Origin of the sequence: Acinetobacter sp. YH12251 (assembly GCF_013417465.1) — a bacterium.
GTDB lineage: Bacteria > Pseudomonadota > Gammaproteobacteria > Pseudomonadales > Moraxellaceae > Acinetobacter > Acinetobacter amyesii.
In genome coordinates, this window is record NZ_VPDZ01000006.1 from 182,928 (window position 1) to 199,623 (window position 16,696).

The 16,696-nt window shown below is 40.0% G+C and carries 13 protein-coding genes and 1 pseudogene; 7 read left to right on the forward strand and 7 right to left on the reverse strand.

Translation table 11 applies throughout. The features are described from left to right. Nucleotides 1-57: 57 nt before the first annotated feature. From thiM to FTV27_RS06780, 3 genes are all read right to left on the reverse strand, one after another. Nucleotides 58-927 carry a hydroxyethylthiazole kinase gene (gene thiM, locus FTV27_RS06770; RefSeq protein ID WP_180077670.1) on the reverse strand — a complete coding sequence of 290 codons (870 nt, stop codon included), beginning with the start codon at nt 925-927 and terminating at the stop codon, nt 58-60. A gap of 11 nt (nt 928-938) precedes the next feature. Continuing rightward, the gene (locus tag FTV27_RS06775; RefSeq protein ID WP_111885041.1) at nt 939-2,096 is read right to left on the reverse strand and encodes a hypothetical protein; all 1,158 of its coding nucleotides are present in this window, start codon (nt 2,094-2,096) and stop codon (nt 939-941) included. 149 nt (nt 2,097-2,245) lie between these two features. Continuing rightward, a complete protein-coding gene (locus tag FTV27_RS06780; protein WP_078193641.1) occupies nt 2,246-2,509 on the reverse strand; it encodes a hypothetical protein in 264 nt (87 codons plus the stop codon). A gap of 494 nt (nt 2,510-3,003) precedes the next feature. Between FTV27_RS06780 and FTV27_RS06785 the strand changes: the two genes are divergently transcribed. From FTV27_RS06785 to FTV27_RS06810, 6 genes and pseudogenes are all read left to right on the forward strand, one after another. Further along, nucleotides 3,004-3,279, forward strand: coding sequence for a hypothetical protein (locus FTV27_RS06785; RefSeq protein ID WP_078193640.1), 276 nt, complete (start codon nt 3,004-3,006; stop codon nt 3,277-3,279). A 353-nt stretch (nt 3,280-3,632) separates the two neighbouring features. Next, entirely contained in the window at nt 3,633-6,242 is a 2,610-nt protein-coding gene (gene pepN, locus FTV27_RS06790; protein WP_180077671.1) for an aminopeptidase N, read from the forward strand. 332 nt (nt 6,243-6,574) lie between these two features. Continuing rightward, complete coding sequence (locus FTV27_RS06795; RefSeq protein WP_078193638.1) at nt 6,575-6,787, forward strand: hypothetical protein; 213 nt, start codon at nt 6,575-6,577, stop codon at nt 6,785-6,787. A gap of 227 nt (nt 6,788-7,014) precedes the next feature. Beyond that, nucleotides 7,015-7,791, forward strand: a complete 777-nt coding sequence (locus tag FTV27_RS06800) for a Rossmann-like and DUF2520 domain-containing protein (protein ID WP_180077673.1) — start codon at nt 7,015-7,017, stop codon at nt 7,789-7,791. A 62-nt stretch (nt 7,792-7,853) separates the two neighbouring features. Beyond that, nucleotides 7,854-8,531, forward strand: a complete 678-nt coding sequence (locus tag FTV27_RS06805) for a methyltransferase (RefSeq protein ID WP_180077674.1) — start codon at nt 7,854-7,856, stop codon at nt 8,529-8,531. Between the two features lie 222 nt (nt 8,532-8,753). Then, a pseudogene (locus FTV27_RS06810) lies at nt 8,754-10,370 on the forward strand (GMC family oxidoreductase). A gap of 103 nt (nt 10,371-10,473) precedes the next feature. Here FTV27_RS06810 and trmB read toward each other — a convergent pair. The 3 genes from trmB to FTV27_RS06825 form a co-directional block, all read right to left on the reverse strand. Next, nucleotides 10,474-11,190, reverse strand: a complete 717-nt coding sequence (gene trmB, locus FTV27_RS06815) for a tRNA (guanosine(46)-N7)-methyltransferase TrmB (RefSeq protein ID WP_078188891.1) — start codon at nt 11,188-11,190, stop codon at nt 10,474-10,476. Nucleotides 11,191-11,365: 175 nt separating this feature from the next. Then, on the reverse strand, nt 11,366-13,306 hold the full coding sequence (locus FTV27_RS06820; protein ID WP_180077675.1) for a sensor histidine kinase: 1,941 nt from the start codon (nt 13,304-13,306) through the stop codon (nt 11,366-11,368). Between the two features lie 289 nt (nt 13,307-13,595). Continuing rightward, nucleotides 13,596-15,038, reverse strand: coding sequence for a SulP family inorganic anion transporter (locus FTV27_RS06825; protein WP_180077677.1), 1,443 nt, complete (start codon nt 15,036-15,038; stop codon nt 13,596-13,598). A 215-nt stretch (nt 15,039-15,253) separates the two neighbouring features. On the opposite strand from FTV27_RS06825, the gene FTV27_RS06830 reads away from it, so the two are divergent. Continuing rightward, nucleotides 15,254-15,865: a glutathione binding-like protein gene (locus FTV27_RS06830; RefSeq protein WP_078188886.1), complete on the forward strand. Its 612-nt coding sequence runs from the start codon at nt 15,254-15,256 to the stop codon at nt 15,863-15,865. 82 nt (nt 15,866-15,947) lie between these two features. Here the strand turns inward: FTV27_RS06830 and FTV27_RS06835 are convergent, their stop codons facing one another. After that, nucleotides 15,948-16,520, reverse strand: a complete 573-nt coding sequence (locus FTV27_RS06835; RefSeq protein WP_180077679.1) for a hypothetical protein — start codon at nt 16,518-16,520, stop codon at nt 15,948-15,950. Nucleotides 16,521-16,696: the final 176 nt, after the last annotated feature.

The following is a 16,696-nucleotide window of genomic DNA, read 5'->3' on the forward strand; positions in this document are numbered from 1 at the left end:
CTGAACAGCTTGAGTCTTTTACTCAAGCTGTTTTTGTTTTCTCAAGCTATCATAGCTTCATAGTGCATAAATTTGCATGTTGGCAAGTTGATTGAAATCATCTTCATTGAGATTATAAATTTCATCTAAAAATGCAACATTAAAACTGCCGACACTTGAGCTAATTTCATAGGCTTTTTGACCCGCAATCGCAAAGTGCAAATGTGCTGCGATCGTGCCAGCAGTTAGCGTTTCACTTACGGCGCAATACGCCGCTGTTAACGCACCTAAAGCGCAGCCAGAAGCCGTCACTTTGGGTTGTAAGTAAGATCCACCATTAATCTGTATCACCGCATTCATTTCTTTCGATAAGATGAAATCCGATTCGCCTGAAATTGCCACACATTCACAGTGTTCTAATAAGGGTGCAGCATTTAAGTAAATTTCTGCACTATTGAGCGTGCTATCGACACCGCGTGACTCACCTTGATTACCTGCAAGACCACTGATTTCTGATGCATTGCCACGGATTATGCTTGGCTTGTACTGGAGTAATTGGTCAACCATTTCAGATCGCCACGGCAAAACGGGGCCATAACCGACAGGGTCAAGCACCCAAGGTTTATTTAAATTTTGTGCTGTTTGTGCAGCGATTTGCATGGCCTGCATTTGTTCAGACGTTGGCGTACCTAAATTGATATTCAAGGCACTGGCAATTGAGGCAAAGCTTTCGGCTTCAAAGGGATTGTCAATCATTGCAGGAGAAGCACCCGCAGCTAAAAGGACATTGGCCACATAATTGCTCGCGACTGCATTGGTGAGGATATGCACCAAAGGTTGTTTGGATTGAAGTTCAATCCACGCATTAATAACGCTTTGCAAAAGCGGGCTATTTAAGTCAGTCAATTCACTGTTCATGGTCGTTTCAAAATTTTCAGATTGATTCATCGTTTTCTCCCTTAGCGGGTGAAGTAATGGTCTTGATGTTTACAATTACGGCAGAACAGGGTCACATAATCTGCGGCATCATAATCGACAGAGAGCTCTTGTGAACCACAGTACATGCAGCGCTTTGTGGAATAAAAATTTAATCGTGGTTCGATTTTTTTCCAAGCATGGCGTATCGGTTGCACAAAGATACTTTCATCGAGTCCTAAAAAGTTAAAGAGCAAAATTTCACTCATTTTACTAAAGGGGAGTTGTGGCGGACGAGGGAGGGTAAAGGTTTCCCATTTTTCCTGTAAGCCACGTTCACGGTATTGCTGTAAGGTCTTTTTTAACAGATTGGTATTAATGAAATTTTCATTACGCACTTGCAAGGCTTTTTGTTTATGTAGGTATTCGAGTGCTGACTGAATCATATAATAAATCTGCCCAACCGCAAGATGGTCGAGTAGGCGATAACAGAACACTTGAAAGCTTTTATTCCCTGCAATTTGAATACCCCATGTCTTACAGTAAAACTGCATAAATTGCACAATTTCTTGAAACAGTAGGAGATACAAGCACTCTTTCACTTCGTCAGCACTTTTAAAAGGAACACCCAGAGCTAAATTTTCATAAAACCAATGGCGGAGTTGCTGCGCTACGCTAAAAAGGCTGGGCTCTGAATATCCATCCAAACGGACATTGATATAATACTGTTCAGCTTGTAGCGCATCATCTTTCACAATCAAAATTTGCTCATGCACGAGATGCTTTTTGAGTGATTGTTGGAAGAAATAATTCGGGCTGATGTTATGATACTTAATAGCGTCCCAGTCGATAAATTCTTGATGTGCCGTATGTTCTTGGACATGATTATCCAATAAAGCCAGCAAAAAGAGTTTCTGTAAAAAGCTCAGTTCACTTAATTCACGCTCAACGATATCTTTATTTTTAAGTTTACGCTGTTCTTGTAAACGGGTTTCTTTCAGGAGTTTTTTTCGCGCAGCCTGACAGTTTTCACAATGACAGTTGTATTGCTGTTCTGGAAATATTTGATGATGACAGTGGCTACACTGATAAAAATTAAATTCTTGCTCATCTAATTTTTCAGCATCTACCCAATACATAGATGCACGACACAACGGGCATTGCGTACTTTCATCCATTTGTTTGCGTAGAATATTGAACATGTTGCCAGCGTTTATTGAAAGATTAAATTGATTATACACATCTCTGTTTAAAGACGGGTTTGCAATTTCAGTTGCGGCAGCTCAGCCGATATGTCGACAAATAAAAAAAGCTGCATAGTGATGATGCAACTTTTAGTCAGAATGGATTATTAATAGGCGGCTGGGCATGGGATCGATTCGTCCTCCTCTCCAAGTTGTTTGGCTTGTATTAAAGCTTGCACTTTTTTAGACGCGACTTTTTTAGTGCCTAATGCACTATATGAGTTAAGTAATGAACTGACCTCAAAGGCTTTGAGTGGGATCCCTTCGCAGGTCATAAACATTGCAATTACCTGATGATCGATATTTGCAGCATCAAGAGCTTGCAGGGTCTTCATATTTTCAATACGGATGATGTGTTCTTTAATAAACATAATGCACCTCTTTTTGTTTTAGCCTGAATATTTTGCTTTTGGCAATTAAGTAGATGCAAAACACATGCTCAAATGTTTTGAGTAGAGATTTTAAAGCAGATAAACGGCATATTGTTTTATTAAGATATTGAAAATAAATTATTAATTTAAAAGTAACAAAATAATATTGATGCGTATGGCTATGTCTAATGAATTCTCAAAATGCTTAAACTGTTGAAAAAGAAACATCTTGGTGCATCGTTTAAACAGAAGTATGCAATCAAATACAAATTAGAAGATTGATATAAATTACGTACTAAGGTGCTTTTTGGAAGGAATCACCTAAGCGATTGGATTTGAAAAGTATATTTGTATATATTGAGCTTATAATTTTTAATGATCTAGGCTTCTAGGATTGAAACCAAACGGAATCTACTGAACTTGATACACAGCATGATTCAGCTGGATTTCTAAAGGTTTTGATCTTTTTTATCCTTTCTTTGTATGGAATACATATGTCAGACGCACTTAAAAACAGCAATATCACCCGTATGCAATTATATAAGCAGCCACAGGGTACGGTTGGTGCGCTGATTATTGGGCATGATCAAACACTGGAAAAGACGATCGAGTTACTTGGCCTGGCGCAGCAACATCAAGTATCTAAAATTTATGTGGCGGGTGCGACGGAAGAAATTCAGCAATTCCTCACCTCAAAAGTCACGGCATTTCAATTTTACTTTGCAGCAGACTACGACAGTGCACTCGATTTAATTTTCGCAAATCAATAATCCTCTAAGTCTTAATCAGGAAAGTTTGAGCGCAATAATTTGAACGTACAGATGGATTAAGCACCTGTACTTTCTCTTTCTAGTATATAGGCGCTTTATTTATTTTAGGTAGATAAAAAATTTGCACATTGTTATAGCTGTACTCAACTCAGGCATTTATTTTGCTTAAACATGGCGAAAATATGTGCCAGCCTTTAAATTATTCTATAAAGATGATTGAAAACAACATGCGCTGAGCCCATATATAAATCATTGTAAATGCGAAGACAGCTTATGCATCTTGTCGTATGATCAAGTCATTCACAATGTGTTCAAAAAGCTGATGAAGCAATAACTAAGGAATAGGACGAGATATGAATATTGCGGCAAATCCAGTGGTCGAAGCAGACCAAACTGTTTATTTAAAAGATTATCAAAAACCATCATTTGTCGTAGATAGTATCGATCTAGATATTCAAGTCTTTGATGAGCATACCAATGTAAATGCAAAATTAGTGATGCAGCGTCAAACGGCAGGGGATTTGGTGTTATTGGGTCGTGATTTGGAACTCAAGTCAATTCGCTTAAATGGTCAAGTTTTGCCAGCAGATGCCTATATTGTAGATGCAGAACAACTGGTAATTTCAAATGCACCTGACCAAGCTGTCATTGAAACCGAAGTCGTGATTCATCCTGAAAGCAATACTCAACTCGAAGGTTTATACCAAGCGGCAGGCGATTTATTCGTTACTCAAAACGAGCCTGAAGGCTTCCGTAAAATTACCTATTATCCTGACCGTCCTGATGTGCTATCGGTATTTACCACACGTGTCGAAGCGGATAAAAAATTCCCTGTATTACTTGCCAATGGTAATTTGATTGAAGCGGGTGAAACCGGTGAAGGTCGTCATTATACCGTTTGGCAAGATCCAACCAAAAAACCATCGTATCTATTTGCTTGTGTGATTGGTGATTTGGCAGTACTTAAAGACACTTATGTGACGTCTGAAGGTCGTAATGTTGCTTTAGAAATCTATGCAGAAGAAAAAGACATTCCAAAATGTCATATTGCCATGGAAGCTTTAAAACATTCGATGCGTTGGGACGAAGAACATTATGGTCGTCCTTATGATTTAGACAATTATATGATCGTGGCAACCAGTGCATTTAACATGGGTGCAATGGAAAACAAAGGTTTGAATATTTTCAACACCTCTTGTGTGCTTGCTGATGAAGAATACACCACTGATGCTGCGATCATGCGCGTTCAGTCTGTGATTGCACATGAATACTTCCATAACTGGACGGGTAACCGTATTACCTGTCGTGATTGGTTCCAACTCTGCTTAAAAGAAGGTTTGACAGTATTCCGTGATCAGTCGTTCTCAGAAGATTTACAATCTGCTGCGGTACAACGGATCGATGACGTTGCTGTGTTAAAAGCTCATCAGTTCCCAGAAGATTCAGGCCCGCTTTCACATCCACCGCGTCCAGATCATTTTGTTGAAATTAATAACTTTTATACCGCAACTGTGTATGAAAAAGGTGCAGAAATTAACCGCATGATGGCGACACTCTTGGGCAAAGAAAAATTCCGTGCAGGTACTGACGAATATTTCAAACGCCACGATGGTCAAGCCGTGACTGTTGAAGATTGGGTAGCAGCACTAACAGCGGGATCAGGTGTAGATTTATCGAGTTTCTTGATTTGGTATAACCAACCGGGTACACCAAAACTTGAAGCAAAAGGTGAGTACGATGCTGCAAACCAAACCTATACTTTAAGTTTGAAACAAAGCATAAAAGCGCATCCGAAATATCCAAATTTAAAAGCTGTGCCTATTCCTGTGGCTTTGGCATTGTTTGATGCGATGAGTGGTGAACAGTTAGTTCTCAGCTCAGATGCATTGGTTGAAAATGGCATCAAAGATGGCGTGTATTTATTTGATACCGATACTGCAACCATTACATTTAGCGGTGTAAAAACCCAGCCTGTTGTGTCTTTACTGCGTAATTTCTCCGCACCTGTTAATCTTGAATTTAACTATTCAGATGAAGAGCTTGCTTTCCTGATGCAGTACGAGCCGAATGGTTTTAACCAATGGCAAGCCAGCCAAACCTTGTTAGAACGTATTTTGTTAAATGGCCATGATGCTGACATCTATGTCCAAGCTATTCAAAATACATTACCAGCATTGGTTGAGCGTGATCCATTACTTGCTTCACGTTTATTCGATGTACCGACAGAGGGTTATTTAGGTAGTCGTATTGATACCGACTACAGTCCTGCCCAAGTGCAAGAACAGCGTGAAGCACTGTTAAGTCGTGTGGCACGTGAGCTAGGTTCATTCTTTAAAGAGACTTATGCAACTTTAGACCCAGATGCGCAGCAAGAATTTTCACAAGCCATGGGTGTTCGTGCATTGAAAAACATCATGTTGAGTATGATGGCACGTCAAGGCGATGCATCCGTATTTGAATTGGCCTATGAACAATTCAGCTCTACAGGCAATATGTCTGAACGTCTTGGTGCTTTAAAAGTATTGGTTTGGAATGATGCACCACAAGCACAGCAAGCTTTAGAAGCCTTCTACACACGCTTTAAGAATGAAGCTTTGTCGATGGACCAATGGTTTATGTTGCAAGCGGCACATCCGAAAGCAACTGCGGAAACCATTAAGGCACTGACTGCTCATCCTGACTATGACTTGAAAGTACCGAACCGTATTCGTGCGGTTACTGGTGGCTTAAATAGCAATCCTGTCAACACTTGGAGCTTTGGTGTGCAGCATATTGTTGAATTAGCAAAATTCCTCGATGAGAAAAATCCAATTGTCGGTTCACGGTTACTGCAAATTTTGTCCCGTTGGTACACGTTGGCAGAGCCGCAGCGTAGTGAAGTTAAAGCCGAACTTGAAGCGCTTAAACCTGTCGTGAAATCGAAGAATGTATCAGAAACCTTAAATAGCATGTTAAGTGTTTAATCATTCAACCTCTCTGTACGATTGATTTGAGTTAAATCAGTCGTACTGAAATGAGCCTGTTGCCATGGCTATGGCAGCAGGCTTTTTTTATATCCAGTCTTTTTATCCAATCTTTAGTTAGAATTGAAAATCAATCATGTTTAGATGACTGAAACTCAAAAAATTTCTCTGAGCATTTATTTAAATTACATAATAATTGCAACATAAATCACATAATGGCGTTACAATAAAATAGGTCTAACACATGAATGACTGTATGCGGTAAGGCATCCAAGTTTATGAATGTTTAGATTTTTTATCTATTTTATTATGTGGGATTTTTGAGGCGGGTCATGTTAGTTAAGGTTGATGAAGGTTTTTATTTAAACTCACATCATATTATTGCAATTCGGATTAATAGAGATTTGCTTGATACCTTTGTTGTTTCGGTAGAATACACACCCAACAGTGTGCAAAACACAGGTGTATTTGAAAAGAAATTCAATGCGCGCCGAGATGCAGAACAATACCTACAGACTCTGAATCAAATCATTGGTAAATCGTAAAGGCTCAAATGCATATCGTGGATATTGTCTAGATTGAAAGCGATATGATATGAATTACACTCAGATTGATATCTAGCAAAAGGGATGGAGCGCATCCCTTTTTTTGTGCTTATCTGAGCGAAATTGATGGGAAGTATTGAAAATAAATCATTCTATCAATACGACTCGATTTGCACGTCGGATATTTTCCTGACATGCTGTAGCCATCCAAAATGAGTTAAAATTATATGCGAATCAGTATTGTGGGTGCAGGTCGTGTTGCACATCATTTGCTCAATGTGCTTCATCCACAACATCACATTGTGCAAGTTTTTGCGCGAAATCTTGATAATGCAGAAAAACTTGCAGCAACTGTAGGTGCAGAAGCCATTCATTCCCCAACTGAGTTGAATGCTGAGATTGATCTTTTGATTATTGCAGTGAGCGACCAGTCGATTGCAACCGTTATTCAGCAAGTCAAAGCCTATCTGTCACAGGTTTTGATTGTGCATACGTCTGGTAGCACCAATATCACGGTACTGACCCAACAGCATTCACGAGCAGGGGTGTTTTATCCTTTACAAACCTTTAGTTTAGATCGAGATGTGGATTGGACCTCGACACCGATCTTTGTAGAAGCGGCCGACTCTGCAGATTTGACTACACTTACAGATTTAGCAAACAGCATTAGCCAAAGGGTTTATCAATATGATTCGGCACAGCGCTTGAGTCTGCATCTTGCTGCGGTGTTTGCCTGTAATTTTAGTAATTATTGTTATGACATGGCAAAGCAGATTGTCGATGCAAAACACGTCGATTTTAGCTTGCTTTATCCTTTGATTTTAGAGACAGCCAATAAAGCTACTCAGGCTGAACCACGTAACATGCAAACAGGCCCTGCAATGCGTGGGGATCAAAATATCATGCAGATGCATGCCAATATGCTTGAGCAAGCTGATCAAGTCGATCTGAAAGCGGTCTATGAAATGTTGAGTCAGCAGATTCTTGGGCATCATCAGAAATAAACAATCCATATAGAATAATGAATATTTATTAGCTTAGACATACATGTCAAACAGGATGTTACATGGCAAAAGATTTTAATAGCCCACAAGTGGTCGAAAGTTATGATGCACATATACGAAAATTAATTCCCGGCTATGAACTTGTCCATCAACAAATTCAGGCGGTGTTGAATTGCCATGTCGCTGAAGGTGCCCATGTACTGATCATTGGATGTGGGACGGGCTATGAATTGGGTTATCTCATGGCCTTGAATCCAACATGGTCATTTACCGTTACAGAATTGTCTGAAAATATGCTGAATCAAACACGGCAACGCGTTGAAGCCGCTGGACAGTTGCATCGCGTCAATTTTGTTTTGGGCAGTCATACTGCTTTTGAGGAAGTAAGTTGTTTTGATGCGGTGCTGAGTATCTTGGTGACGCATTTCATTGCGTTGTCAGAGAAAACGAATTTTTTAGCAAAAGCATTTGAACTGCTTAAACCGCAGGGCATTTTTTTAAGTTTTGACTTGATGCAAACTCATTCGAATTTTGAGCAGCGTGTCCTGCCTGAATTTTGCCAAATGCAAGGTTTATCTGCTGCGCAAGCGACAAAAATGATGCAGCGTTTAGAAGATGATTTTGAACTGATTAGCCAGCAGCACTATCAAAGCTTACTGACGGAAATAGGCTTTGATCAAATTTATTGTTTCAGTCAAATCTTTAGCTATGCGGCTTACTGTGCTTTTAAATATCGATAAATTAAAAAAATAATAGAGTCCAAGATTGGGCGTATTAAGTTCATTGATTATTTTGACAGATATTATTGCTACCTTGCATGAGTGATGCTTGCCTCAAAATTTCGATCATTAGTTTCATTCTTCTTGCACAGTAGCACGCTTACAATTTTAAAAAAGAAACTTTTCAGTCAGCGTTAAATCCCTTATTGTGCATTTATAAAAAGAATCAATTGGATGAAAATAATGTCAAAAATGGAATTTGATTACCTTGTGATTGGTGGTGGAAGTGCGGGGTGCGTACTGGCTGCACGCCTCAGTGAAGATCCACATATATCTGTGTGCTTATTAGAAGCAGGTGGGTAAGGTGATCAGTGGACGGTCAATATTCCAGCTGCATGCGTGGTGAGCTTGCCGACCAAGATCAATAATTGGGGCTTTGAAACTGTGCCTCAAGCGGGCTTGAATGGTCGTAAAGGCTATCAACCACGTGGAAAATGCCTGGGTGGTTCATCCAGTATTAATGCCATGATTTATATTCGTGGACATAAAAATGACTATGATCAATGGGCGGCACAGGGAAATACTGGCTGGTCATACGACGAGGTCTTGCCATATTTTATTCGCTCGGAAAATAACAACCGAATACAGAATGAATTTCACGGTAATGACGGCCCTCTTTCCGTCACAGATGTACAAAGCGATAATATTTTCCATCAACGCTATACCGAAGCGGCTCGTGCACAAGGTCATAAAGTCCTTGATGATTTTAATGGCGCAGAACAAGAAGGCTTAGGGATTTATCAGGTAACACATATCAATGGAGAGCGTTGTAGTGTGGCGCGTGCTTATTTGTTTCCGCATTTAAACCGACCATATTTAACTGTATAGACCAAAGCCACAACACATAAAATCATTATAGAAGATAAAGTGGCCACAGGTGTTGAAGTCCAACATGCAGGGCAAATGAAACACCTAAAAGCAAGACGAGAGGTCTTGCTCAGTGCCGGTGCAATGCAATCACCGCAGATTTTAATGTTGTCTGGAGTAGGCGATCAGGCCGAACTCCAAGCGCATGGTATTGAAGTGAAACATCATTTACCGGGTGTAGGAAAGAACTTTCACGACCATCCCGATTTCATTTTTGGTTATAAAGTCAAAGAATACCAAGGCACATTTGGCGTGTCTTTACCCGGCTCAATTGATATGTTCAAGCAGTTCAGTCGCTATCGTAAGGAACGACGGGGTATGATTGCTTCAAATTTTGCAGAATGCGGTGGTTTTCTAAAGTCTTCACCCGATTTAGCGATACCAAATTTGCAATTACACTTTGTCGTGGCTTTAGTAGATGATCATGCACGGAAATTTCATGCAAGCCATGGTTTATCGTGTCATGTGTGTCTGCTCAATCCAAGAAGTCGCGGCACGATCAAACTAAGTGGTTCCAGTATCAATGATCCATTATTGATTGATCCAAACTTTTTAGAGGATGAACAGGATTTAGAAGATTTGGTACAAGGTTTTAAGTTGACGCAGCAATTGATGATGTCGCCGTCTTTATCGAGTCATTATCAGCAAGATTTATTTACCTCACAGGTCAAAACAGATGATGATATACGTGCAATCTTACGTCAGCGTGTGGATACGGTTTATCACCCTGTCGGTAGTTGTAAGATGGGCGTAGATGAGATGTCTGTGATTGACCCTGAATTGAAAGTCTACGGCATTCAAAACCTTCGTGTCGTCGATGCATCTATCATGCCTTCTGTGGTGAATGGCAATATCAATGCACCGACAGTGATGATTGCTGAAAAAGCCATGGATATGATTCGACAAAGTCAGCTCCAATCACAAGTAGCTTAGATGTAAGCCGTTTTTATATGATTTGATACAACAAAGATAAATCTAAAAATACGACAGCAATAAAAAACCACCGCTAACGGTGGTTTTTTGCTTTATTCCAAAGTTAGTTTACTTTTTTGAAGATGAAGTCATTAATTTTATGGCCTGCTTCAATTCCGCGACGTTCAAACTTAGTTTGCGGACGCCAGTCTGGACGAGGGTAGCTATTGCCTTTACCTGCAAGGTTTTCAAGACGTGGACGTTCTTCAAGTACTTCGATCATCCATTCAGCATACGGTTCCCAGTCAGTCGCTGAGTGGAATGTACCGCCGATTTCTAATTTTTCTTCAACCAATGGCATACGGTCATGAGATACAAAACGACGTTTGAAATGACGTTTCTTCTGCCATGGATCTGGGAAGTATAATTGCACAGTGTTAATACTGTTATCTGGCATTTCACGTAGCACTTGGATGGCATCAGCATCTAATACTCGAAGGTTAGTTAACCCTGCAAGACCTGCTTCATACACACATTGAGCGATACCCGGAACATGTACTTCAATGCCGACAAAGTTACGTTCTGGGTTTGCTTTTGCCATCAGTACCAAAGAGCGACCCATACCAAAACCGATCTCAACAGTTAATGGACGTTCAGGGTGTTCAAAATGCTGACGCAAATCCCCAACAGGATATTCCAAAATTAGATGACCATATTGTTCCAGCGCAGTACGTTGCGAAGTATTAAGTGGCGCAGAGCGGCGCATAAACGTCACGATTTCACGGTGTTCGTTTAGGTTATCCAGATCTACTGCGTGCTGGTCTAATTGATCGTTCGACATAACTTTGGCAAATGTAAAAAATTCGAATGCGGTATTTTAAGTCCTGAGATGCACAAGTCAAATTTTTTACCGTGAATATATCCTCTTTTTGCTCAATCTCACCGACGGAAGCCGTGCCGAGGATTTGCAATGTACAGTGAATTACTCAGCTCAAAAGCGATGAAATAACATTAAGCTAGGCGATTTTATCGTCAAGATTTTCACTATCTGTATCATCATGTTTAAACGGTAAAATGGCCTCAAGAACGGTACAACCCGGCTGTGACTGTATTTTAAATTCACCACCGATACGATGGATTCGTGTTTGCATACTATGTAGACCAACATGTAGACCTTGTTCAACTTCGTCAGGGTTGAAGCCGATACCATTATCTTCAATACGTAATATCAGTTGAGTCTCTGTTTCGAACAAACTGACTTGAACTTTGCTAGCCCGACTATGCTTTAAAATGTTGGTCAGGGTTTCTTCTGCGACACGAGTCAAATTGAGACATTGGGTCGCAGAAGGTGAGTGAATCCATTCGGCAGCAATTTTCCAGCTCGAGCTCATGTCTAATTCTTCAAAGAGCTGTACAAAGCGATGGCGAATCGGTGCCGCCCATTCGATCGGGGTGTCTGGAACTTTCGTTCCTATACTCGAACCTGAATCGATGACTTGTCTTAAATCATTTCGGAACAGTTTAAGCATCGACATGATTTGTGGTTTTTCAATTTTGTCATTTTGTTCTAACAGTAAAATTGAACGAACAATTGATCCGCCTAAACCATCATGTAAGTCATGAGATAAATGAATTCGTTCTTGAAGTCGTGCATTTTCAAGCGCGAGTTGATGTTGTTGACCAAGTGACGTAGCCAGTTTCAGTTCAGCTCGTTGTACATTTTCAGTTAAGGTCTTATTAAAACGTTCAATTTGACGGGTGTGTCGAGCTAAACGCAAAGCCAGTACGCCGCCCAAGATGAGGGTGGTCACTGGCCCGGTATAGGGCGAGAGCGCATGACCTTCCATGGTCATCATAAAGTGCGCATCATGTACCGCAATCGGTAAATAAATCAGATAAAGCGTTGCAAGCAAATAGGTTTCAACCATTTTGGCTTTATACGCCAAGTACGGGTAGCTAATACATTTGGCCACAAAGACCAAAACAAAGAAGCTGAAACAAATTTGGATGACGGTCTTTAAATAAGCCTCTGGTGCAAAACCTATACAGAGAGCGGCGATGGTGGCAAGACTTAATAATAGTTTCTGAATTTTTGGAAATGGGTGGTTTGCAAAATACCATGCACCAATACAGCCAAAAACCGTATAAAAGCAGAAAATGATATTTTGCATACGGTCGATCTGTACGGTGGTTAGAAATGCAATTGGCCCATTAAAAATAATACACAGGCTATAAAATACCCAAGCCATGCCTGTGATGGTTAACCATAAGTAAGCTCTTTCATTACGATTGGCGAGCCATGCTAAAAAAAAGAACACAGCCACGACGAAATTAATCATCGTATTGAGTTCGACTAATTGTCGTTGTTCGAGTAACCAAATTTTAAAGGTATCATAGACTTGCTGGTATTCCCCAATTTGAACTGAGCTTAGTCCTGATTTTTGGGTCACTGAACCATACACTTGCACCCAAATGGTATTAACACCTTGCTTTAAACTCGAGCTAGGCAAGTTCAAAATTCTTGGTTGATGTTGGCTTCGTGAAAAATGTTCTGCTGAAATGTAATCTTGCCAAAGTAGGGCATCGTTGATATAAACCCGACCACTTTGGGTGATGCCTTGTATAGCGATAGCAATGGGTTGATTTAACTGATGGAGGTCACAGTTCAACTTAAATTGGATTTTGTACCAAGCGATACCATGATAATCCGGCCAACGTTTATTCCAAGTGTCTGGAAGCTTTTGCAGATTTTGCCAACCTGTACGTGGGCGCTCTTGCTCGACAGCGCTTTTAGCTGTGGCAATATGGGTAATTTCAACAGGACAATGACTGCTTGAGATCTGAGGGGTGGCATTGGCAAAAGTGGGTATAGCAATACAACATAGCAGGCAAAATAGACTCGCTAAGACCAGCAGCCGATTTGCTTGAATGCAGTGTCGTGACCAAAACCATACCATCAAAATTCCCCCAATTTTGTGTATCCACAATTTAAAAAAATAAATAGAAAGTCACATCAAATCTTTGTTTTATTTTTGATAGTTATAATTTTATGAGATGAATTATACAGTTAAATCGAATGAATGGTGAATTTTTCGCTTTTTTATAGGCTTAGTATTTTATGTAATGTCATTACAAATGAGACTTTGATTATTGAAACCCTTTGCTATATATATCCTGCTTAGGGTCCCAATAGGTCGCGCTTTATTGAAAATTGATTTGATTCAAAGTGAATATTTCAAAAATCCATTAGTCACTGACACGGTCAAGTAAAGTGCTACTTGCTTCATTTAAGCCAAAAACCTCTACTTGAATCTGTTGTGATTCAAATTTTTGTACGACATTCTTCAAAATATTAACGGAAGTAATATCCCAAATATGTGCATGACTCAGATCAATTCGCACATGACTAACCCTCTCCTGAAAATCAAAAAATTGATAAAAACTCTCAGAGCTACTAAAGAAAATTTGCCCATAGACCGTGTAACTACGGACTTTGTCTTTAAGTTCTGATGTGACTTTTACCGAACTTTCTAGTTGATTGATAATAAACAACGCAGAGAGGAGCACACCAACCAATACGCCAAGCGCCAAGTTATGTGTTGCAAGCACCACGATCACCACAGCAATCATCACGACATTAAAAGACATTGGATGCTTTGAAAATTGCTTGACGGAATTCCACTGGAAAGTAGTGAATGACACCATGACCATAATCGCGACTAAGGCCGCCATTGGGACATAAGCCAACCAGTCTTTTAAGAACACCACCAAACACAACAAAAATACACCTGCAACCAAAGTGGAAAGGCGAGTTCGCGCGCCAGAACTAACATTAATAATCGACTGCCCAATCATGGCACATCCAGCCATGCCGCCCATAAAGCCACTGACTATATTGGCAATCCCTTGACCACGACATTCCTGATGACGATCACCTTCAGTTCCAGTGACTTCATTGATCACTGTCGTGGTCATCATGGTTTCTAATAGGCCAACTGTTGCTAGGGTAATGGAATAGGGAAAAATAATCGTGAGGGTTTCAAGATTAAAAGGAATTTCAGGAATCAAGAAAATAGGTAAAGTCTCTGGAAACTTACCCAAATCACTCACAGTACGCAGGTCAGCACCTAAAAATAATGCCAAACCACTGAGGACAATAATGCAAATCAGCGGTGATGGAATGGCTTTGCCAATTTTAGGTAGATATGGAAAAAGATAAATAATCGCAAGCCCTAAAAGCATAAAGACATAGCCCAAACTATCCATCTTTGACATTTCAGGTAGCTGTGCGAAAAAAATCAAAATCGCGAGTGCATTTAAAAAACCATACACCACTGACTGCGAGACGAAGCGCATAAGTTTTGCGACTTTAAAATAGCCAGCAATGATCTGAATCACACCAGTCAAAACCGTGGCAGCCAAAAGGTATTGCAAACCATGATCTTTGACCAAAGTGATCATAAGTAAGGCCATCGCACCCGTAGCAGCTGAAATCATTGCTGTACGACCACCAAAAAAGGCAATGGTGACGGCAATACAAAACGAAGCGTACAAACCAACCTGAGGGTCAACCCCAGCAATAGCTGAAAAGGCGATGGATTCTGGAATCAACGCAAGTCCAACCACCAAGCCAGCGAGTACATCAGTACGAATATTGGAAAACCATTGTTCTTTTTTAAGTTGTAACACGGTAACTTTTCATCAAATCTTAAACGCGGCTATGTTAAAACAACTGAGTATAAAAATGCATAACACAGTGACTTGAAATCTTCTTAAATATGGATAATAGTCAATGAGTATATGTGTTTCAGCATTTACGCTTTTTTGCAATTTACAGGTTTGATCACTTGAAAGTTTGACAGAAGAGATTTAAAACATTGAATAGTACATAACAAGGATCAGATATGAAGCTTTATTATTCTCCAGGTGCATGTTCATTAGCATCACATATAATTTTAAATGAAATTAATGTCGATTTTGATTTGGTCCGTGTTGACCTAAAAAACCATAAAACAGAAAAAGGGGTAGATTATTACGAGATCAACCCAAAAGGTTATGTACCTGCATTAGAAATTAACCCAGGTTTGATCCTGACCGAGAATGTGGCCATTTTACCGTTCCTTGCACAGCATGATCCAAAACAAGACTTAATTCCGCCATCAGGTTTAGGTCGTGCCAAAGTTTTAGAATGGCTTGGCTATTTGAACTCAGAATTACATGATGCCTATGCCGTATTCTTTGGTGCACCATTAGATGCAGACGCTAAAGAAAAAGCTTATGCAGAAATTGATCGTTTATTGACATACATCGATAAAGCGATTGGTGAATCGGATAACGACTATTTGGTCGATGATAACTTTGGCCCAGCAGATGCTTATCTCTTTGTACTGACAAATTGGTCAAATGGCATCGGTCATGATTTAACGCCATATAAAAATATCATTGCATTACGCAACAAAGTTGCAGAGCGCCAATCAGTTCAAATTGCGATGCGAGATGAAGGTTTAATTCCTTAAGTTGTGTATTCAAATTGAATTAAAAAAGACCGCCGAAATTGGCGGTTTTTTTATTGCTAGATTGGCATTGCTCAGGTTTAACTTAGTACTCGAACTGCGTATAGAAATCATCAAAGTTAATATTTTTAAGCGTCAGCTGTTGTGGTGCTTTGAAGGTTGACCATTTGGTCTGAGTTTTGGCATCTTCAAACATATTGCCGCCTACAATTTCCTTACGTTTTAAGGTCGAAAAATTATAGCTTTTCGATGTTTTTTCACCAGAAGCGCGGTGAAAGCTATTGTAGTCAAAACCAATCAGGTCAAAGCGTTGATTTTGCCAACGGAAGGTATAACTATGTCGGGGCCATTCCCAGCCACCACAAGCCATAAAATAACTAAAATGAACGAGTAAATTGCCTTTACTGATTTGGATGTCTTCTGCTTCAGCAAGTGGATCAAGTAAGCATGAATTGGGCTGCTGAGCGACTGGGATACTGTTGTTTTCTACGATACGTTGATATCCCTTTGCGGTTTTAAAAAATACGATGAGTTGTCGTGGATGGTTATGAACGACTTTGCCATCGTCATCATAGGTCACCACATCGACTTTTTGTTTTTCCACGATCATCGCAATATCTGGCATTTGATCTTTGTTTAGGTCGCCAGTCGTAGCCATCAAAATGTCCCAACCTTGAGGCGCGAGTGATTTGGCTGTGCTGGGCACTTGGGCAGACAGCCAACTAGATGCGACACAAAGACTCAAAGTACAAAATATATGGGATATTTTCATTGTTATCAGGTTTTCAAAATCAAAAAAAGGACTCAATAGAGTCCTCTTTTATACCGTGAATG

Excerpts from the sequence above, each read along its gene's own strand:
- thiM (WP_180077670.1), bottom strand. The coding sequence starts at position 927 with ATGAATCAATCTGAAAATTTTGAAACGACCATGAACAGTGAATTGACT.
- FTV27_RS06775 (WP_111885041.1), bottom strand. The coding sequence starts at position 2,096 with ATGTTCAATATTCTACGCAAACAAATGGATGAAAGTACGCAATGCCCG.
- FTV27_RS06780 (WP_078193641.1), bottom strand. The coding sequence starts at position 2,509 with ATGTTTATTAAAGAACACATCATCCGTATTGAAAATATGAAGACCCTG.
- FTV27_RS06785 (WP_078193640.1), top strand. The coding sequence starts at position 3,004 with ATGTCAGACGCACTTAAAAACAGCAATATCACCCGTATGCAATTATAT.
- pepN (WP_180077671.1), top strand. The coding sequence starts at position 3,633 with ATGAATATTGCGGCAAATCCAGTGGTCGAAGCAGACCAAACTGTTTAT.
- FTV27_RS06795 (WP_078193638.1), top strand. The coding sequence starts at position 6,575 with ATGTTAGTTAAGGTTGATGAAGGTTTTTATTTAAACTCACATCATATT.
- FTV27_RS06800 (WP_180077673.1), top strand. The coding sequence starts at position 7,015 with ATGCGAATCAGTATTGTGGGTGCAGGTCGTGTTGCACATCATTTGCTC.
- FTV27_RS06805 (WP_180077674.1), top strand. The coding sequence starts at position 7,854 with ATGGCAAAAGATTTTAATAGCCCACAAGTGGTCGAAAGTTATGATGCA.
- trmB (WP_078188891.1), bottom strand. The coding sequence starts at position 11,190 with ATGTCGAACGATCAATTAGACCAGCACGCAGTAGATCTGGATAACCTA.
- FTV27_RS06820 (WP_180077675.1), bottom strand. The coding sequence starts at position 13,306 with ATGGTATGGTTTTGGTCACGACACTGCATTCAAGCAAATCGGCTGCTG.
- FTV27_RS06830 (WP_078188886.1), top strand. The coding sequence starts at position 15,254 with ATGAAGCTTTATTATTCTCCAGGTGCATGTTCATTAGCATCACATATA.
- FTV27_RS06835 (WP_180077679.1), bottom strand. The coding sequence starts at position 16,520 with ATGGCTACGACTGGCGACCTAAACAAAGATCAAATGCCAGATATTGCG.